The sequence below is a fragment of the Sporolactobacillus laevolacticus DSM 442 genome, from assembly GCF_000497245.1.
Lineage (GTDB): Bacteria > Bacillota > Bacilli > Bacillales > Sporolactobacillaceae > Sporolactobacillus > Sporolactobacillus laevolacticus.
Window position 1 is genome coordinate 30,123 of the sequence record NZ_AWTC01000018.1, and the last position, 20,060, is coordinate 50,182.

Consider the following 20,060-nt stretch of genomic DNA (forward strand, 5'->3'; position numbering starts at 1 on the left):
GACCACTCGGTTAATTTTTTTGGAACCGCTTTATCTATACGATTTTTTTCATCAAAAGTGTCACATTCGGATATCCGATTGTTTTGTCAGATATCTTTGTGTATCAAACTGCGCCGATTCTCATCCAATGTTTCACTGGTTAAATGAATCAGTCCCTCTTCAATGGCAGACAGTAGCGCAACCAGGCATGTAATCCAGAAAAAAACAGTATTCCTTGTTGCATAAAAAACGATTGGTGTCAGGAAAATCAGCACACCAGCTAACTTATTCGCCCATGTATGCAGTCCGGCAAATACATGATATTTACATGCAGCGATCAGAAAATTCCCCACTCGAATCAAGGCAATAATAGCGATCCAAGGAATGAATGGCTTAAGCAAATCGCGTGCCCAATAAAAAATCACCACAATGACAATCCCATACATGCATACATCAGCAAACGAGTCTAACCGTGCGCCAAATCTACTTTGGTTGTTTGTCCTTCGGGCAATAAAGCCGTCAAGAAGATCGCTCACAACAGCGGCAGTATAAAGCCCGATAAAAAGCAATCCATTCTTATAAAAAAACATCAGCAGAATCACGAAAATTATTCTGCTTATGCTCAGTATATTCGGCACATGCTTCATCATGATTTTTCCAGCCTTTTAAATTGTCTCTGCTCGTTTAATTACAATTTTTTCTTATACCCTGTGGTGTCTAACGAAAAGCCATAAGATTCGTAAAAATGGCACGCATCGCTTCGATCCTTCTCTGTTACAAGAATCATCTGCGTGCAATTTCTTTCTCGTGCGCGTTCTTCAAGTTCATTCAGCAAAGCTCTGCCGACACCCATTCTCCTTGCTGATTGATCGACAATCATGTTTTCAACGACAAGAAACGGCCGACAATCCCCGTACAGCTCTTCACAGACTACGCCCATCACGGAACCAACCAGCTTGTCTTCTACCACTACACTTAATAAAATATGCGTGTGTCTTTGTGCTACTTTTTCAAATTGCGCCTTCATTTTATCGATATCGGAATCTTCATCCCAAAATTGCTTGTACAACATTGCCAGCTGCGGCAAATCCTCAGTGTTCATTGTCCTAATGATCATTGGTTCACCTCAAACTATTGGTTTTCATGATTCAGTAACGCCTGATACCAGAATTGAAAAACCTGGTTTCTCACAGCGTATTTCTGCCATCGCACCATACGGAAGCACACATTTGGGTTCATTGTGTCCAAAGCTGGTATTATAGAGGACAGGCATATCCTGTCTCCCAAACTCATCTAGAACTTCCTGAATGACCGTTTTATATTCTTCATAGAATTGGTTTCTATAAGGCTTTCCGAATATCATTCCATTGATCCTATTAAAAATTCCCATCATGCCATAACTTCTTAAGCTGTCTTCAATCATCCAAATCGGAGGCATGACTTCGGATGTTTCCAAGAATAAGATGGCGTCATCAAAACAGCTGATGTCGGGGAAAAGAGAGGTTCCCTTTATCACATCAATGACTTCTAAACAGCCGCCAATTAATCTACCGGTTACCGTTTTTTTACCTTGCAACAGTTCGTAATCAGTGTTCTTTTCAAACGTTCTCGCCACATTTTTGTTTTCAATGACCCATTTCAACGTTTGCCCGGTATATTCCTTAGCTACTGGAATATCGCCAATTGGTGCACTGCTGAAGAGCACTTTGTTCGTCCATTCCACTGTGTACTCGGACATTTTAATGTTTTCGGCAAAATCATTAAGTAGCGACAATCCATAAAAGCTGGAAATACCTGCTTTCAGGCAGAAAAAGTGCGTCACCGTACTATCTGAATAACCGGTAACGATTTTAGGATTGTTGCGGATCACATCAAAATCAATATAAGGGAGCAGGCGAATGCTGTCGCTACCGCCAATGCAGGAAATAATTCCTTTAATCGACGGATCTGAAAAGGCCTGCATCAAATCTTCCGCTCTTTTTTCTGGATGGCGATAAACATAGTCCGTCCCCTTCAGCGTGTGCGGCATCTCAACAACGTTCAGACCAAAGACCTTTTCAAGCCGTTCCTTTCCCTGCTGATAACGCCAGAGGATTTCCTCGTCACCTGCGCCTCCCCAGACTGACTGTCGCAACTGTGTCACCAGGATTGAGTTTCGGTGGTTTAATCAGATTCAGCATCGTTTATCACTCTTTCTCACCAATTCAAATTACTGTCTAGATCATTTTTTTCTGCCTATATAAAGTAAATGGCTGGATATTCCGAGAATATACGGATCTTCTGCCTTCTCTTTAATTAAGTTAATAATTTTTTTTACCTCTTGTTCGCCTTTCTTTTCCCAGTAATCCCAATTATCATTACTTAAAATAGTTCCAGCATTTGATCCGATGAGTTTCAAGCTTTCAAACCCATGTGCTTCCATAAATGGGTTGATATCCTCTATATTAAAATAGTAGGCACCGGTAAAACGACCCTTTTCAGCATGATTAAAACATCCGGACTGAGAGAATTGAAGTATGGCTTCCATGTGATTATTCGGTTTCCAATTCTCGGGAGACAACAGCGAATTAAGTATATGTCTTATTCTCGGCATAAAGGCTACAAAAACAAGTCCATTCTTTTTGGTCACTCTATATAACTCATGAGCTGCTTTAATGCGATCTTTTTCGTTCTGCAAATGATACATTGGACCAAGCATTAATGAGGCATCGAATTGTTCATCCTTAATCATGTTCAGATCTCTAGCATCAGCGGCGAAAAATCCATCAAATTGTTGTTCTAAATCAAGTTCCTTAGCCTTACTTTTTGCAAACGCAACAAATTTTGGCGTTAAGTCAGCAAGAGTAACTCTATAGCCTTCTTCAGCAAGTTTCATAGAATACTTTCCTGGCCCTGCACCATTATCAAACACACGGCCGGTTTTTAGCATATACTTTTTTATGTAATGCCAATTCACTTGAAACTCAATCGGTTCACGATCAAGCCTTCCCCATTCATCAAACTGGTTATAGTAGTCAATGATTTCGCTCATCATTTCCACCTCTATTCTTTTAAAACAAATCCTATGGTTTCTTTGGATCGTTAATCTTTTGAAACATTATCTCAAATGAATGACGTTTATTCATCCGTTTCGATTACTCTTGCAACGTCATTGCCGCAGGTTGCACATTTTCCTTCTAGCAGAATGCCAGCGCGATCTTCCTTAATGACATAACTAACAATCTCAACACCACCACCACAATGGGCGCACCAAACATTACGTCGCAGCTGCGCCCTGACTGTCTTTGGTATGGATAACCATTTTTCATTTGGAGTTACCATAGAGCATGCCTCCTTCATATTTTCACTCTGGATACTTGCTAACTCAATTAACTTACAATTCTTTCCCCATCATGACCATGTTGTCTATAGAATGAAACCCTCTATGATGATAGATTCCTTCAGTACTGTCGCCTCTTGATGTAAACAAGATCATTTCCCGAATTCCTTTTTCCTTCAAACGCTTCTCAAATTCAGTGAACAAGCTTGTCCCAATTCCCTGACCGCGAGGCTTTCGATCAACACAAAACTCCTTAATGGTAAACATCACACCATCATAAAACTGTTCTTCTCCCCCGATAATCAAGCCGGACAGCCGTTCATTTTGATAGACAACCAGACCAAAAGCACCTTTGCAATGAATCATTTGATGGAGACGTTTCTTTGCAGTCTTAACCGTCCATTTGTCATTCCAGGGGGGCGCATTAAAGGCATCGGCGTAAAGAGCCGCCATCTCATTTAAATGCTTCATGGTCACTTCATAGAATTCCATCTGATTCCCCCATCATCGCCATGCTATTTTCAATTGATTTTGAATGCATATCTCAGTTCAGTCAATAGCTTTCCGCCAATGTCTACTTCTTCTTTTTTACCGTCAAACACATAACCGAATTTCTCATAAAAAGTTCTGGCTCTGGAATTATCTTCAAACACCCACAAGGTAACTGCTTGATAAGATTGACTCTTTAAACGGTTGACCGCAAAGTCCATCATCTGTCGGCCATAACCCTTGCCCCAGTAATCGGACATAAGATATATGGCGCTGACCTCTCCCGCGTGATCATCCAGGTCATCATCCCGTGACTTTCCGATCGACATCATTCCTATTGGCAGTTCACTCAAATAGGCTAGATAAAATTCGTGCTTGCTCATTGAGATTACCTTTTTGAAAAAAGCTGCACGCGACTCAGGTGTCAATTGATCAAGATATGGCTGTGGAACAATCCCTTGATACGCCTTTTTCCACGACATCGCATGAACAAAACCGATATCATTAACGTTGTTTAGTGTTGCTCTGATAATTTTTAGCACACGATCCCTCCTTATCTAATTGAGAGGTTGCTATTTCCCGAAGATTTAATCTCTCCGTTAACTATTTGATTAATTACTTCGACCAAAAGTGTATGCTTTAGATCAGTCGCTCTTTTAGTTAAGACTTATTATGGAGCACATATTCCTTAAGCCACTGATAAGCATCAGACAGCCACTTGTGAGGAGACAAAATCATATTATTTGTGAAGATAAAATCTATATAAGCTAGTGATGCAAGATCGAGTGATTCATTAAGGCTGTTTTTTACAATCTGATAAAAAGGTGGTGTCCCACCTTGATCCCATGCTAATTTATCAGCGACAAACAAAGCCATATCATATCGAGAGGGATTTGCTTTTAATGTTGTATGATGCATGATCGCAGACAAAATTTTTTCATCATTAATCTTAAAGATTTCCTTAGTAATCATTGCAGAAAAACGCTGGTGCAACAAGAATGGATGCTGTTCTTCAGATGCATCCAAATACAAGTTCTGATCTTTAACGTAATTTAACATATCGATGGGTCTGATAATAGCCGCAATGTCATGACAATATGCTGAAACTTCACAGAGATTGATGTCTAGGCCGAACATGTTTGCGATCTCTACATTCATGGCAGCAACATTCTCGACATGTTCGAACACATTCTGTTTGTTATTTTGTACGTACATTTTTTTTATGTCTGTTTTAAAGTCATTCGTTAACCGTGGAATGTTGATATAATCAAATAATTTCAGCATAAAATTTCATCCTTTTTGTATGGACATTCAACCGTAATAATGAACCTTACCCAGTGTTGTCACTTTTCCATGATCAACAATGAGCACTCCATTCTCTTCCATCGCATATACCGGTAAACCCGATTCTTCAATTGCTTTGTGGATACAGTCCAGCTGTAACCGCGTATGCTCAAAATGAACCTCAATGTCGATTGTATCGATTAATCCAAGACCCCGATAAAAACCAAATGATTCATAGTCTTCATCCGGCGTGATGTGATACGTTCCCATCTGGATCATTGCTCCGGCGCTGAATCCGATAACGATACCGCTGTGCTCTAGGATCACTTCTATCAAATTAAATTTAATAAGTCGGTCCATCATTTTATCCGGCAGTCCGCCTGTAAAATAGAGAATATCCGCTTCTTAGTATTTTCCTTTTGGCTTCCGCCTTTGTATCTTCAAAGTAATTGACCCAATGGATGGACGCTTCGTTGATCCCATAGGATAAAAGAGGATTGATGATTGCTGAATAGTACTGGCCGTCTATTTTTCCATAGGCTGCTCGCCATGTTTCAGTAGAATAAATGAATTGGTCATAGAAAGATAAAGGTATGATAACCACTTTATGGCTGGGTAAAATATATTTTTTTAGAGCTGAAAAGCACCATTTTTCATCGATTTGGTATTGGTTACCTAAAATATTGATCATGTGCATGCGCTCCTTGAAAGAAGTGAAACGAATTGATTTATATTAATGCATCATCCCTGTGATCACTAAGATATTGCAGGATCAATTCAAAGCAATCGATTTGTTTGTTGAACACAAGGCGAAGCGTATTCTCACTTACGGCGGTCCAATGGAACTAAAATTGTCTGATCTGACATCGCATTACTTTAACACCTTTTTGTACAGATTCAGGAAGTTTCCGCCCAGGATTAAGCCGATCTCTTCATCGCTATATCCGCGGCTGATCAGACCCTCTGTGAAAAGAAGGAGATCCTTGTGACTCGCAATCACGTCATAGCTGGATGGTCCGGTCTGCCAAGCCGGCTTGAGATCGATACCGGTCAATGATTGGCAAATGTCCAGCCCAACGCCAACATGCCGGGCACCCACCAGTTGAACAATGTAATCCAGATGATCAAGCAAATGGGCAACATCGCCTTCTTCATAAGTATCCGAGACGAACATGCTGAAGCCGTTCATTCCAATCACACCACCGCTTGCCGCAAGTGCGCGGATCTGATCATCTGTGAGATTGCGCATGGACGAGGCAATATTCCGAACATTGGAGTGAGAAGCAATCACTGGTCCATTCGTTCGCTCCATCACATCGAGAAACCCTTCATCATTCAAATGGCTGACATCAATGATCATATTCATTTTTTCCGCTAATTTGACGAGGTCGACACCGAATGCAGTCAGACCGCCCTTGCGCCCTTCATCCACCGATGAAAAATGGCTGCCGTCCGCAGCAAAGTTGCGCCTGCTCCAGGTCAGACCGACAAAGCGGACACCCAGTTTATAAAAAATCTGTAAAAGCCCTAAGTCGTTGGTCAGCGGGTCAACACCTTCAAGCGACAAAAGGATCGCAAGCTTTTGATGGGCCCTCGCATCCAGAATCTCGTCATACGTTGTACACAGCTGGATTTTATCCGGTGACTCTTCGATTTCCGAGTAGAGCGCGCTGACTTGATCAAGTGCCATTTTCAATCCCATTTCAGGCAAATACTCACTCGAAATGAACAGAGAGCAGACCAATGCACCAACTCCGCCTTCGCGAAGCCCCGGCAAAAATTCTGTTTCAATCACTTTTCGATAGCCATACTTTCTTTTGAGGTCTACCTCCATTAACAGATCAAAATGAGCATCTACCGCGATAAATTGCTGATGCAGCCGTTTCGCATGTTCCCGCAAAGTTTCAGCCATAATTAGTTCCTCCCCACAAAATTCCAACATACTATGTATTTTTCTCATCGTTGCGTGACTAATAAAATTCATGCCCAAGCTTTGAGGATAAATGAACTTTGCTTCATTATAGCACCCTACTCTTATCACGGCGGACGTTTTATTACTATGCTTCTAGATGTTCGTAATCAATTTAAATCATGATCTATTATTTTTGCTTTGTTAAACTTGTCTGTTGATTTTCGCCTCATGCGCTCGTTATTCTACAGGAGCCTCGCGTGTCAATTTCCCTGACGTAAGTATATCTTTCATTTGACTTGTCAAACATGAACTAGACACACTTCGATTCAATGCGACAGGAGTTATCGAAACTTGATGCCAAAAAAAGAAGTCGTTTCAACTTTTCAAATGCATTTACTTTTATATATTGGCATTATTTCAACCGGTATTCTGACTTTGCCTGCTCCGCTTTACTACTATGCACAGCAAAATATGTGGCTTTCTCTATTTATCGGATCAATCGCTGGATATGTCATCATCCTTATTAACGTTTTTTTTTACAAAACCTTTCCAAGGAAAAACATCACTGAGATCACCACTCAATTACTCGGAAAATTTTTCGGGCGCCTCATATTATTAATAATGATCGCTCTCCTTATTTTCCAAGCAGTATATACGATTAAGGAGTATCAGATTTATCTTTCTGTCGGATTTTATCAGTTTACTTCACCTTTCGTTATCATTGGATTTATGATGCTTGTCTGTGCTTACGCAAGTAAGAAAGGAATTGAAGTCATTGGACGAAGCGCCCAGATTATTCTTCCTTTTATGTTGCTCTTTTATTTAAGTGTAAGTCTCCTGATTACTCCAGAAGTTTCCTTAAGTAACATGCTTCCTGTTCTTGAAAAAGGAGTGATGCCTCCGATTAAAGGAGCAATTCTAGTAGCAGCTTGGTTCAGTGAGTTTTTCTGGATATCATTCTGTCTTACCTCGCTCACTGGTCCGCCTAAAAAAATACTGAAGCATGGGTTTCTCTCCGTTTTCTTAACGACCCTTAGTCTGCTTGTCTTTTTTGTTATTGATATCTGCGTCCTTGGCAATTACACGGGTCAAACGCTTTATCCGACACATCTCGTTGAAAGATATATTCAGATCGGTACTTTTATTGAACGCGTCTCCGCTTTCTTCATGAGTGTTTGGGTTCTAGGCGTGTTCATTAAGCTAGCCTTCTTATGTTTCGTTATCATTCAGAGTTCCAGCCAATTATTCCATATCTCTAATTACCGCTATCTCATTATTCCCATCATTATGATGATCTTTTTTCTTAGCTTATCGCTCTTCAATAGTACGCAATCTCTGCTTGTAATCGGCTTCCCATTACTCATCATTGCTTGTCAAATAGGAAATGTATTTATTCCAATTACTCTCTTTTTCATTGCACTTTTGAAAGTGAAAATGGGAAAGCAGCAGCTGTGAAACCGGAAGCAAATACAGCAACACCTTTCGATTCATTCATTTAAAAATGATATAAGGATGCGTACACCATGATGAATTGGCTACGAAAGAAAAAAGAAAAAAATCATTCTAAAGATAAAATTTATAATGATCACAAAAAAGTAAGCGATCGATTGGCTGATAGTGAACACATCCTTCGTCAAGCTTATTCAAAAAGCTCGGATATTGTCATTAAATCATTTACTTTTGGAAAAAACATGCGCACTCAGGCTCTTCTTATTTATCTTTCCGGCACCGTGGATGTTGTGCAGATCGATGAACATGTGCTGAAATCCCTTCATCTTTTAAATGATCAAGAAAATGATCTTGAGTCGATTAAAAACGCATTAACAGTTCCTGAAATCATAGAGGTTAATCATTTTGATAGAATCTATCATGAGATTTCCAATGGTCATCCTGTTCTGTTTATTGATCATCTGCCGCTGGCTTTGTCGCTTGGACTTTCGAAATGGGCAACACGCCAAGTTGAAGATTCGTCAACAGAGACCGTGATCCGCGGGCCAAAAGAAGGTTTTGTGGAGTCCTTAGAAACCAATACCTCTTTGATCAGAAAGAGAATCCGGACGCCACGCTTGAAGATTGAGCAAATCATCGTTGGAAAATACTCTCGTACGCCGGTTGTCATCAGTTACATTGATGGGCTATGTGATCCAAGTCTTGTAGAGGAGATTGTCCATCGTATAAAAAAAATAGCAATGGATGGCATTTTTGAAAGTGGAATGATTCAAGAACAGATACAAGATGCCCAATGGAGTCCTTTTCCAACAATATTCTCAACCGAGCGTCCGGATTCTTTTTGCGGTGCCCTCATTGAAGGACGTGCTGGTATTCTAATTGATGGGAGCCCGTTTGCGCTTATTTTACCGTCCACTTTCTTTATGTTTTTCAGTTCACCGGAAGACTACTATTCAGGGTTTATTATTGGTACTGCGATCCGTTTATTAAGAATATCGTTTTTGTTTATTGCTCTTTTGGGACCTTCTCTATACGTTGCAGTCACTACTTTTCACCAAGAAATGATTCCGACAACCTTATTGATATCCATCGCACAGTCGCATGAGCAGGTTCCGTTCCCTACAGTTGTTGAAGCCATATTAATGGAAGTCACCTTTGAAGCACTGCGAGAGGCGGGGCTTCGATTACCAAGACAAGTTGGTCCGGCCATTAGTATTGTTGGTGCGTTAGTCATTGGTCAAGCAGCTATTCAAGCCAGTCTGGTCTCTCCGCTCATGGTGATTGTGGTTGCGATTACAGCCATTGCGTCATTCATGATTCCGCATTATGACGCGTCTAACACCGTTCGGTTGCTTCGTTTTCCCATTATCCTTCTGACGAGTATGTTTGGGCTTCTAGGTATTATTTTTTCGGTTATCGCCATTTTGATTCATCTGTGTTCTTTACGTTCTTTTGGTGTCCCTTACCTAGAGCCGCTTGCTCCATTTAAGAAAGCAGGATCTATTGATACACTCATTCGTGGTCCCCTTTGGAAAATGAACATTCGACCACATTTCACAGGTACGTTATGGAATAAAAAAAGATCTGGAAAATAGGATCAAATGGAGATGAACAGATGAATCTGAATTTATATTTAGGATCACGAATTAAATTAATCTCTAATTTACTTTTGATTTTCATGCTTATATCCAGCCTTCAAGCATGTGCTGACCTTAAGGAGATTAATAATATCGCCATTGTAACCGCAACAGGAATCGACATGAATAACGAAGGAAAAATTGAAGTGACCATTCAACTTTTTTTGCCTCAGACTCCTTCCATGAGTTCCCAAAGCCCCTCTCAAATCAACCAATTTGCCGTGCTCACTAGTACAGGAGATACGATATCTGAGGCCGTGAATAACATTGAGAAAAGAATATCTCGCCAATTGTTTCGAGGCCATGATCGAGCAATTATCATCGGGGAAAAGATGGCATCAAAGCATATGAATGACATTCTTGACTATTGCATAAGATTTCGTGAAATCAGGGAACGATCGTATCTATTTGTAACAAAAGAATCTGCTCCAAAGCTTCTTCAGTATGAACCATTTATGGAGAAGAATTCAGGAGAAGTTTTGAGCAAATATGTAAAAAAGGATGGGAACTTGTCCATGACTCTTAAAGATACCATAGTTATGAGAACAAATCCTTCCCACTCCTACATTATTCCAATGGTCGCTATACTTAACCCTACCAAAAAAGGGGAGCATCAAATTCTAAAAATAACACAATCTGCACTCTTCTCCCATGGAAAAATGGTTGGTACGATGAGCAATAATCTGACCTATGGACAACAAATTTTAAATCATAAGTTTTGGCAAACTGTTTTTTCATTAAAATTCAAAAAGGATCCCGGCAAAGTAGGCATCAACATTCAGAATGTAAAGGCAAAAATCACGCCAATCATTCATAATGGTCAATGGACGATCCATGCTCATATTACTGGAGATGAAGTCATCTTTGAAAATACAACACACTGGAGTACGACAAATCTAAAAACCGCAGAACGTGTAGAACATGCTGTCGGAAGAATCGTCTCAGGAACCATTCGTAAAAGCGTTAGAAAAAGTCAGAAGGTGAAAAGTGACGTTTTTGATTTTTATAACACTTTTTATCGAAAATACCCTAGTGAGTGTTTAAAAGTTGAAAAAAACTGGAGTGATGTTTACCCAACTATTGATGTTAAAGTCACAACGAACTTCCATCTTATTCACTCAGGCATCGCTCAGTAACAAAAAAAACACTTCGAATGCCCATTTCTTGGATCCGAAGTATCTATTGGTGTTTATCTTTTCTTTAAAAGAGCTTTTTGCCTTCAAAAACAACTCAAAAGATCTATGCTTCTTCAGAATTTCATTTTCTCAGATCATAATCATATTAAAAGTGCTGAATCAAAAATATTCCTGCAACCATCAGTATGATTCCGAAAATACGTTGTATGTTTATCTGATGTTTGGGTACCCCGAACCAGCCAAAATGATCAATAATAAGCGCGATCACCATCTGACCACATAAAGCTAAAACAACAGTTAAAGCGGCTCCGATTATTGGCAAAAGAAATATATTGGATGTAACAAAAATGACGCCCAGTATTCCTCCGATCCAAAGCCACCAAGGGTTCCCTGAGATGACTATTTTCCCTTTTCCTAAGACGTTCTTATCGAATAATCGGCGGTGTTCGATAATCAAAACAAGAAGAATAAGAGCGATTGTTCCTACCAAGAACGAAACAAGTGAAGCAATGAATGGCGAGTGAACGGCATTTCTCAGTTCTGAATTAATCGATGTTTGAATCGGTGACAGCATGCCTGCAAACAGGCCAAGCAACATGTATAGGATTAAATACGATGATTTATTTGTCATAAAGATAAGCTCCCTTTTTATTAGGCTTTGTTAAACCTGCCTGTTGATTTTCGCTCCATATGCTCGCTTTCCGCGGGCGATCCGCGAGTCTCCTCGCTCAATACTTCGTCGCTGCGGGGTCTCGCCCGGCTCGCGCTCAACTGGACCCCTCCCGCAGGAGTCTCGCAACTTCCGCTCCAATCAACATTGAGCATTAACATAGCATTTTATTAATATTTTTTTATGACATAGACGCCAACGAACATGAGTAGGATACCGATCATTCGTGGACCATTTAATTCATGAATGGGAACGTGAAACCACCCGAACTGATCAATCGATATAGCCATGATCATTTGACCAAGCAATGTGACAACAACCGTTAACGCTGAACCAAGCCGCGGCAGCAAAAGAATATTAGAGGTTAAATAGAAAACGCCAAGACATCCGCCACCGATCAAAATCCACCAAGGGATGGAAGAGAGAAGGCCAATATCCGATGCAAAATGCGGTTCTGCAAGGAAGGAAACGATGAGCAAGACAAGCGTCCCAACCAAGAACGAAATCGCAGATGCTATGTAAGGAGATTTCACCTGCAGGCCAAGCCGAGAATTAATAGACGTTTGAATAGGGATGGTCATCCCAGAAAAAAAGCCGGCAATCAACAATAAACTAATCATAGTTATAGACTCCTTCAAATTATTATTTGGAACGATCATTCCAATATGTTTCAAAAAAAATTAGCTTACAATAGCTCTAGTACGTGTTTCATCATCTCAATAAAATCTTCTTTATTGTGATTGATTTTGGAAGTTATATTAATGCTGTGGTGTAAATTAAGTAATAGAAATGCCCACTTTTTCGAATCAATTTTTGAATCGATTTGACCACTTGCTTTTCCCTTTTCCAAGAGATTTATTAATGATCGTTCAATATCCTTAAAGCTTGTTTCCACTACATCCTGGATCAAACTGCTTTGATGATCAATAGCAGCTGCCGTACTGGTGATTAAGCAGCCATCCGGTGCCTGCTCATTGAAGACACGATCAATATGATTTTGAAAATAGCGCATGATACTCAATCGAACATCTCTGGAGTCGTTAAGAACTTCACGTTCTGAATTTCTGGCATCCATATAGCACTGAATGGCTTCAAGGAGCAGATTATCCTTATTACCGAACGTCTCATACATACTTGAGCGACTAATTTTCATTTCTTTTAATAAATCGGCAATGCTTGCACCATCGACACCTTTCCGCCAAAACACTAGCATCGCTTTCTCAAGTACCTTTTGTCGATCGAAGACACGTGTTCTTGTCAAAGCGCTCACTCCAAAGTTTCATAAATTTATCGGAACGATCGTTCCTTTATAATATACGTTTATTTCTGCTCCATGTCAATAAATCAACTGAAAAAAATAACATCACTTACTTATGATACGACTTTTTTCACAACTACATGAGGTTTATAACTTTTTATCGGGCTCATCTCCTGATATCTTTAAAATAGTAGACGTTGTATCGTTATAAATAATAGACGTAACGACGTTTATGATGACAATCATAATGGAGAATAAAGATGGAGAAAAAGTTGACAAGAGCAGAAGAATATAAACGCACACAACAAAAAATCATTCAGATCGCCAACCAACTATTTATGAAAAATGGATATAATGCCGTGTCCACCCGTAAAATTGCAAAAGAATGTGGGTTAACCCAACCTGCGTTGTACCATCACTTTCGAGACAAAGAAAGCATTTACTTAGCAGTTATCTATCATATTACTGCTGATATTAGACAAGAGTTCTCAAGGCTAAAAGATCATAATCTTTACGACCCTCCAAAAGTTATATTAAATAATATGTTGCTTATATTAATTGAAAAACATCCTACAAATATAATGATGATGATCCAGGATATTTTAAATGAACTCGACAAAAAAAATCAATACATCCTTTATGAACTTTGGCAGCAGACCTATTTATCTCCCTTTAAAGAATTATTTGCAGAATGGGCAAAACATGGCCTAATCAGAGAACATTTAGACATTGATGCAGCCGCACGCTTTTGCCTTTCTTCTATTGTTCCGCTAACCTCCAAACACTCAGTAACTGCAAAAGAATCCTCTCTTTCCGACAGGCTGAACGCAACCATTGATTTTTTACTTTATGGCCTGCTAAAATAAATATGTATTTTGCAGTTGTCAAAGTACTTTTTTTATCTCATTTCACTTATCATCTGATAAGCGAAATCAAATGTGTCCAAGTGAGGAGGGATTGGTTTGTTTTTAGCCTGGAATGAAATGAAAAGTGCCAAATTGCGTTTTTTACTCATTATTGGAGTACTAACTTTAATGTCTTATCTTGTTTTTCTTTTATCAGGTTTGGCCAATGGATTAGCCGAGTTAAACCGAGAAGCGGTTGATCAATGGAGAGCAGACGCAATTGTTTTATCCGATGAATCCAACATTAATTTGCCTCAATCCAGTATGACCATCCAAGCTGCCCAAAATATCTCAGCAAAAAATAAGGCTCAAATCGCTCAGGTTCTTCTTGTTGCAAGAAAAAGGGGTACCAAAATCAAGGAAAGCGTGGCAATTACAGGCATTCAAAAAGATCAATTTCTCATGCCAAAAGTATCAGAAGGCCGCGCATTTAATCGAATCAATGAAGTTGTTGCGGATGATTCATTGAAAGCAGATGGATTAAAAATTGGTGATAAATTAAACATCTCTTCTTCAGATCAGAAACTTATTATTGTTGGCTTTACTAAAAAAGCAAAGTTTAACGCAGCACCGGTACTTTATACAACACTATCAACCGTTCAAAATATAAAATATGGTAACGGAAATATCAGCAGAAAAGGCTTGATTAATGGTGTTGTCCTACGTGATCCTAACTTTGCTAACTTAAAAGTCGCTTCCAAACTTAAACTAACACCTATCGAATCGTTTATTGAGAATATGCCAGGATACACACCTCAAAAAATCAGCTTAGATTTCATGATTTACTTTTTATTTGTCATTGTTTCAGTGACCATCGGTATCTTTCTGTATGTACTAACCATTCAAAAAGTTAGTATATTTGGCGTGATGAAGGCTCAGGGCATTTCTTCAGGATTTCTAATCCGATCAGTTATTGCGCAAACATTCCTGCTCGCACTTTTTGGTGTTTTTGTCGGATTTGTATTGACTACAATCACAGGATTATTCCTACCCGCAGCTGTACCTATTCAACTAAACATTCCAGTGCTCGCAGTCTACGGAATGATATTTATTTTTGTAGCAACGCTTGGTAGTTTGTTCTCTGTTCAAACAATTGTGAAAATTGATCCTGTTAAAACGATAGGGGGCTAATCAGATGAGCATCTTAAAGATTCAGAATGCCTCAAAGATTTACGGTAGCGGGCATACTCAAGTGAACGCATTGAAACCAACCCATTTTACTGCTGAAACAGGTGAACTTATTGCAGTCATTGGGCCTTCAGGATCCGGGAAAAGCACTTTTCTGACGATTGCAGGTGGATTACAGAAACCAACTGAAGGTTCAGTGTTGATTAATGGTCAGGATGTAACAGAACTAAGCGAGAAAAAAAGATCGATGATCCGTCTTAGCGAAGTGGGTTTTATTCTACAAGCTTCTAATCTGATCCCTTATTTAACGGTCGATAATCAGTTTCGTCTGCTTGATAAAGTTAAAAAAGGAAATATGAACCCAAATGAGAAAGATAAACTCTTCAACCAATTGGGTATTGAAGATTTAATAAAGAAATATCCCGCTGATCTTTCGGGAGGAGAAAAGCAAAGAGTAGCGATCGCTAAAGCATTGTACACCAAACCCAGCCTTTTGTTAGCCGATGAACCCACAGCATCCCTTGATTCTAATCGCGCATTTGAAGTCATATCTATTCTTTCACTGGAGGTAAAAGAAAAAAACAAGGCAGCTATTATGGTGACACATGATAACCGTTTAACAAAGTATTGTGATAAGGTATTCGTCATCATTGATGGTCAGTTAAGTCAGATATCCGACGGAGACCAAGCATACGCACACTTGAACTCTTCTGATTAAAATCCACCTTTTTTTCGTTACGTCTTATACACTAAGAATAAGGCAAAAATTCCCCGTCTCTTTTAACAGCTACACCCTAAAATTGGAATCAGTATTGAAATAATTCAAAACCCTCCCAGCAAGTTTACTAGGAGGGTTTTGAATTCGTGATCTACATTTATTTTAATGACTGATATGCTTTTTGTTCAATTCAAGTTTGGCGACATAATTGTTTCCTTCTGTGCCGAGCACATAGAGGGTCAGTGTCGCATGCTTTCCATTCAAGTCCGCTTTTATTTGGTTTACGTTCAGCGCGATATTGCCGTCTGACGTTTCATGCGTATAATAGAATTTCTTGTGGGCATCTGTATTATATTTTTGTCCATCCGAGAGTGTATAAGTAAGCGTCCCAGTATGTTCGGTCAATGGGCTGCTGTTTGCGGTAAAATTGGCCGGAATAGCGATTTTTTCTTTGCCAACATAAAGAGCATATTCATTGTCCTGATTCGTTGGCAGCAAATGCGCCTTCACTCTTTTCGCCACCGCATAACCCGCACCTTTTTCCTTGCTATGAACGATATAAGCAACACCGTTCGCCCACGCTTTCTGGAATTGATCGATTTTGTATTTGCGAACGGCTGTGTCATCGGATGGTGCGAATGAATCGTTAACAATGACGTAGTCCTGACCGTCGATTGTCTCAAAGCCTCTGACAAGAATTAGATGACCCGGTGTTGTTCCCGGAGCGCCTTCCACATAAGGATAGCGGGTATTTGTCGGATCATTCGTGTACTTGACACTAACTGCGACCGGATACCCTTTCGCAATTTCATTTTTCAGTCCATCAAGGTCAGTAAAAATGGAGTAAGACTTATATCCATAGCTTCCGGCAAGCGCCGAACTGAATGCCCAGTTTCCAAAGCCGTCATAGCTGTAGTCATAGTCACGGTAAGCCGTTTCCTCAAGTAGTAGGTTCTCACCCATGCGATTCATCGCCATTGTAATGGTTGTTGGGCTACAAATGGAGTTGGCAATCTTCGGATCACGAATCATCTGCGAATAGGCAGGCGTATCAATGTCTTTATTCAAGGTGATCGTGCTCGGGTGTTTGCTGGTTGTGTTCCAGCCAAGTTCGGTCGATGCGGAAAGCAGACGGACGCTTGGCGCAACGCGCGGATTATCGCTATGCAGAATCGCCTTAATCTGGAACTTATCCGCATTTTCTCCGCGACTGCCGCGAACCGTAAATGTGTCGACATCAACATAGGCAAGCGGGTCAGACATGTCGGATATGCTAGCACGAGCAATGTTGGTGCCCCATTTTCCCCAAGAACGCCAAGTCGACCAATCCTGCACCAATTGGTTATCAGCGTTATAATGGCTGACCAACGCACGCGCCTGGATCTCGACATAAGTACCGGTTGGGGTGTCGCTGTTCCATGAAGCAATCATATAGTCAAATTTGCCGGTTGAAATTTCAGGAGATACATAGGTGCCGTCACTGGCGTATTTTCCCTGCGACTTTTTCAGAGTGATCGATCCATCACCCGGACGTTGATGGATCGCAATGTTTGTTCCGGTTCCTGCTGTAAAATCTTTCGCTGTACTGATGATATACGTATGATCACTCTCTTTCACAAACCCAGGTGATTTAGCGTTTAACGCAAACGATTGTGCCGGTGTACAGAACAACAATCCCGTCAGCGATAAAACCAAAGCCCCTTTTAACAAATTCTTCAAGCTGCTTCCTCCCAACCATTATTTGATAGATTCGAAAATAAAGCAATAGATAACCAACCAATCTCTACCATAAGCCGAAAAAAAGAACGAGACTAGAGTCTCGTTCCCTATTTTCAGTAGATTTATAGAATTCAAACAGTTCAGATCAAATAACCTTTACAGATGCGTTTCAGAGCTTTTTTCATTTCTTTTTACTCTGAAAAACAGGAATAATTTACCATGAGAAACTAAGCATTGTTATCATACCTTATTCCATCTTTTATTCATGATGAGTATTGAAAAACATTAATGATCCAAAGGCTCTTTAATATAACCCTTTTGAGAATCTCAAAGATGCCACACCATATAAAAAGGTTATAATGAGAAGTGGCGATACATACTAATCTTTTCCATACGAAACGGCGAGGTGCATCATTTGTCATTCCTTGAATTTTCTCATGTGTCTTTCACCACTGAAGATCAATCCATTCTTAAAAATCTATCGATGCGCATCGAATCAGGAGATTTTCTTTCAATTGTGGGGCCGTCAGGAAGTGGAAAGAGTACATTTCTCAAGCTTTGCTGCCATTTGATCAGCCCGACCGATGGAACGATTTCATTTAAAGGGAAAAATCTGAACGAATTCAATCCGATGGAACTCAGGAAGCAAATCGCTTACTGCTTTCAAACACCTTATTTATTTGGGGATCGAGTAAAAGAGAACCTTGAATTTCCATTTACGATTAGAAATTTGCCCTTCGATCCAGAAAGAGCAGAGGAATTCTTTTCTTTATTCCAAATGTCGGCTGATTATTTAAATAAAGAGGTTAAAAATCTTTCAGGCGGCGAGAAGCAGCGGATCGCGCTGATCAGGAGCTTGCTGTTCAATCCTGAAATCCTACTGCTTGACGAAGTCACCTCGGCTCTTGATGTTGCGAACACGAAAATTGTTGAGCAGGTGATTGCATCGCTTAATAAAGAAGGAACAACCATTTTATGGATCACGCATAACCCTGAACAAAGCCGGAAACATGCCAATAAAGTGCTCGAAATAGAAAATGGAGAATTGCGATCCTTGGAGGCGATCAGATGAACGGTTCAACACCCATTCATGTTACATCTTTGCTTATTGCTTCGTCACTTGTATTTGTGACGCTCTTCTTCTCTTATTGGCAGAAGCTCAAGCTCGAAAAAGAGACAATCATCAGTGTGGTCCGAGCGGTGATCCAACTTGTCGCCGTTGGCTATGTATTGAATTTTGTTTTCGGTTATAAAAATCCTGCGTTTACAACCCTCTTGCTGCTGTTCATGACCTTTAACGCTTCATACAATGCCGCAAAAAGAGGCCGAGCAATCAAAAGAGGTTTGTCGATATCATTTTTATCCATCGCCGTCGGCACATTAGTAACTTTAATGATCTTGATTTTGTCGGGGATTATCCGGTATGAACCGTACCAAATCATTCCGATTGGCGGGATGATCATCAGCAATTCAATGGTCGCACTCGGATTGTGTTATAAACAAATGGCGGCAGATTTCAAAAACAAGCGCGAAGAAATTGAAACGAAGCTTGCGCTCGGTGCGGATATTCTTCTTTCTTCTAAAGAGATTATTCGCGACTCGATTAAAACCGGTATGTTGCCGACCATCGACTCGGCAAAAACATTGGGCATCGTGTCGCTTCCTGGGATGATGACCGGATTAATCCTTGCCGGAACCTCACCGATGGAAGCGATCAAATATCAGATTATGGTCACTTTTATGCTGCTCTCAACGACAGCTATTTCTTCATTTATTTCTTGTTATCTATCCTATAGAGGGTTCTTCAATAATAGAAAGCAGCTCATCAATAGGCCTGAAAACTAAAGCACAGCGCTTTTTCTAGTAAAAGTGCTGTGCTTTTTACTGTTCTCCGGTTGATCATAATGATTAAGCAGTATATACTAAATTTAGTGTATATACACTAATAAGTGAGAAGGTCACAACTATGAAAAAGAAAGTTGAAATCGCTGAACGAAAACCATCAACATGTACCTTTCAGAATTTGCATCGTGCTTCTCTGGCAGTAACAAAAATTTATGATCAAAAACTCTCTAAAAGCGGGTTAACGATTAATCAATTTTCGCTGTTGAAGACGATTAACCATATAAGTCCCGTCAGTGTCAGCGACTTAGCCTTAGAAATCAGGCTTGATCGAACAACTCTTGTTCGGAATCTTAAACCTCTTGAGAAAGCCGGCTTGGTCGTTGATGTCTCTCCAAAGGGAACACGCAATCGTCAGCTCCAATTGACTTCTGACGGCATAAAGCGCTATGAATCTGCTGAGCTGCTTTGGCAGGAAGCTCAGGAACATATTGAACAGCAGCTTGGAAAAGACAATCTAAACACCCTCATATCGTTATTGTTTCAGATAGAAACGCTTTAATTTTTTATCTCATTCGTGTATATACACTATAAAATCAATACCATCATAACAAC

23 protein-coding genes and 1 pseudogene are annotated in these 20,060 nt (G+C 40.0%); 9 read left to right on the plus strand and 15 right to left on the minus strand.

Annotated features, from left to right (window positions below):
- Positions 1-86: 86 nt before the first annotated feature.
- The 11 genes and pseudogenes from P343_RS33620 to P343_RS33665 form a co-directional block, all read right to left on the minus strand.
- Positions 87-629: a CDP-alcohol phosphatidyltransferase family protein gene (locus P343_RS33620; protein ID WP_023511307.1), complete on the minus strand. Its 543-nt coding sequence runs from the start codon at positions 627-629 to the stop codon at positions 87-89.
- 38 nt (positions 630-667) lie between these two features.
- Entirely contained in the window at positions 668-1,096 is a 429-nt protein-coding gene (locus tag P343_RS33625; protein ID WP_023511308.1) for a GNAT family N-acetyltransferase, read from the minus strand.
- 24 nt (positions 1,097-1,120) lie between these two features.
- Positions 1,121-2,159: pseudogene (locus tag P343_RS33630) on the minus strand (S66 family peptidase).
- A gap of 41 nt (positions 2,160-2,200) precedes the next feature.
- On the minus strand, positions 2,201-3,010 hold the full coding sequence (locus P343_RS33635; protein ID WP_023511309.1) for a class I SAM-dependent methyltransferase: 810 nt from the start codon (positions 3,008-3,010) through the stop codon (positions 2,201-2,203).
- An 86-nt stretch (positions 3,011-3,096) separates the two neighbouring features.
- Entirely contained in the window at positions 3,097-3,300 is a 204-nt protein-coding gene (locus P343_RS33640; protein ID WP_023511310.1) for a hypothetical protein, read from the minus strand.
- 52 nt (positions 3,301-3,352) lie between these two features.
- On the minus strand, positions 3,353-3,790 hold the full coding sequence (locus P343_RS33645; RefSeq protein WP_023511311.1) for a GNAT family N-acetyltransferase: 438 nt from the start codon (positions 3,788-3,790) through the stop codon (positions 3,353-3,355).
- A gap of 29 nt (positions 3,791-3,819) precedes the next feature.
- Positions 3,820-4,329, minus strand: a complete 510-nt coding sequence (locus tag P343_RS33650) for a GNAT family N-acetyltransferase (protein WP_023511312.1) — start codon at positions 4,327-4,329, stop codon at positions 3,820-3,822.
- Positions 4,330-4,447: 118 nt separating this feature from the next.
- Complete coding sequence (locus tag P343_RS33655; RefSeq protein WP_023511313.1) at positions 4,448-5,071, minus strand: HD domain-containing protein; 624 nt, start codon at positions 5,069-5,071, stop codon at positions 4,448-4,450.
- 27 nt (positions 5,072-5,098) lie between these two features.
- Positions 5,099-5,434 (minus strand): Type 1 glutamine amidotransferase-like domain-containing protein, encoded by a 336-nt coding sequence (locus P343_RS36485; RefSeq protein WP_051384788.1) that lies wholly within the window; start codon positions 5,432-5,434, stop codon positions 5,099-5,101.
- A 1-nt stretch (position 5,435) separates the two neighbouring features.
- Positions 5,436-5,762, minus strand: a complete 327-nt coding sequence (locus tag P343_RS36490; protein WP_051384789.1) for a hypothetical protein — start codon at positions 5,760-5,762, stop codon at positions 5,436-5,438.
- A 180-nt stretch (positions 5,763-5,942) separates the two neighbouring features.
- The gene (locus P343_RS33665; protein ID WP_023511314.1) at positions 5,943-6,983 is read right to left on the minus strand and encodes a dipeptidase; all 1,041 of its coding nucleotides are present in this window, start codon (positions 6,981-6,983) and stop codon (positions 5,943-5,945) included.
- Positions 6,984-7,337: 354 nt separating this feature from the next.
- Here P343_RS33665 and P343_RS33670 point away from each other — a divergent pair, with 354 nt between their 5' ends.
- The 3 genes from P343_RS33670 to P343_RS33680 all read left to right on the plus strand — a co-directional run bounded on the left by P343_RS33670 (position 7,338) and on the right by P343_RS33680 (position 11,205).
- Positions 7,338-8,438, plus strand: a complete 1,101-nt coding sequence (locus tag P343_RS33670; protein ID WP_023511315.1) for a GerAB/ArcD/ProY family transporter — start codon at positions 7,338-7,340, stop codon at positions 8,436-8,438.
- 68 nt (positions 8,439-8,506) lie between these two features.
- Positions 8,507-10,027, plus strand: a complete 1,521-nt coding sequence (locus P343_RS33675; RefSeq protein WP_023511316.1) for a spore germination protein — start codon at positions 8,507-8,509, stop codon at positions 10,025-10,027.
- A gap of 20 nt (positions 10,028-10,047) precedes the next feature.
- Positions 10,048-11,205 carry a Ger(x)C family spore germination protein gene (locus P343_RS33680; protein WP_023511317.1) on the plus strand — a complete coding sequence of 386 codons (1,158 nt, stop codon included), beginning with the start codon at positions 10,048-10,050 and terminating at the stop codon, positions 11,203-11,205.
- Positions 11,206-11,350: 145 nt separating this feature from the next.
- Here P343_RS33680 and P343_RS33685 read toward each other — a convergent pair whose 3' ends face one another.
- From P343_RS33685 to P343_RS33695, 3 genes are all read right to left on the minus strand, one after another.
- A complete protein-coding gene (locus tag P343_RS33685) occupies positions 11,351-11,836 on the minus strand; it encodes a DMT family transporter (RefSeq protein ID WP_023511318.1) in 486 nt (161 codons plus the stop codon).
- A gap of 209 nt (positions 11,837-12,045) precedes the next feature.
- A complete protein-coding gene (locus P343_RS33690; protein ID WP_023511319.1) occupies positions 12,046-12,495 on the minus strand; it encodes a DMT family transporter in 450 nt (149 codons plus the stop codon).
- 65 nt (positions 12,496-12,560) lie between these two features.
- On the minus strand, positions 12,561-13,136 hold the full coding sequence (locus P343_RS33695) for a TetR/AcrR family transcriptional regulator (RefSeq protein ID WP_023511320.1): 576 nt from the start codon (positions 13,134-13,136) through the stop codon (positions 12,561-12,563).
- 257 nt (positions 13,137-13,393) lie between these two features.
- Between P343_RS33695 and P343_RS33700 the strand changes: the two genes are divergently transcribed.
- From P343_RS33700 to P343_RS33710, 3 genes are all read left to right on the plus strand, one after another.
- Positions 13,394-13,999: a TetR/AcrR family transcriptional regulator gene (locus P343_RS33700; RefSeq protein WP_023511321.1), complete on the plus strand. Its 606-nt coding sequence runs from the start codon at positions 13,394-13,396 to the stop codon at positions 13,997-13,999.
- 96 nt (positions 14,000-14,095) lie between these two features.
- On the plus strand, positions 14,096-15,169 hold the full coding sequence (locus tag P343_RS33705) for an ABC transporter permease (protein ID WP_023511322.1): 1,074 nt from the start codon (positions 14,096-14,098) through the stop codon (positions 15,167-15,169).
- A 4-nt stretch (positions 15,170-15,173) separates the two neighbouring features.
- Positions 15,174-15,884 (plus strand): ABC transporter ATP-binding protein, encoded by a 711-nt coding sequence (locus P343_RS33710; RefSeq protein ID WP_023511323.1) that lies wholly within the window; start codon positions 15,174-15,176, stop codon positions 15,882-15,884.
- Positions 15,885-16,046: 162 nt separating this feature from the next.
- Here P343_RS33710 and P343_RS36845 read toward each other — a convergent pair whose 3' ends face one another.
- Positions 16,047-17,603: a C39 family peptidase gene (locus P343_RS36845; protein WP_023511324.1), complete on the minus strand. Its 1,557-nt coding sequence runs from the start codon at positions 17,601-17,603 to the stop codon at positions 16,047-16,049.
- A 415-nt stretch (positions 17,604-18,018) separates the two neighbouring features.
- Here P343_RS36845 and P343_RS33715 point away from each other — a divergent pair, with 415 nt between their 5' ends.
- From P343_RS33715 to P343_RS33725, 3 genes are all read left to right on the plus strand, one after another.
- Positions 18,019-18,675 (plus strand): ABC transporter ATP-binding protein, encoded by a 657-nt coding sequence (locus P343_RS33715; RefSeq protein ID WP_023511325.1) that lies wholly within the window; start codon positions 18,019-18,021, stop codon positions 18,673-18,675.
- Complete coding sequence (locus tag P343_RS33720; RefSeq protein WP_023511326.1) at positions 18,672-19,448, plus strand: ABC transporter permease; 777 nt, start codon at positions 18,672-18,674, stop codon at positions 19,446-19,448. Before P343_RS33715 ends, P343_RS33720 begins: the two co-directional genes overlap by 4 nt.
- A gap of 121 nt (positions 19,449-19,569) precedes the next feature.
- Positions 19,570-20,007 (plus strand): MarR family winged helix-turn-helix transcriptional regulator, encoded by a 438-nt coding sequence (locus tag P343_RS33725; RefSeq protein ID WP_023511327.1) that lies wholly within the window; start codon positions 19,570-19,572, stop codon positions 20,005-20,007.
- Positions 20,008-20,060: the final 53 nt, after the last annotated feature.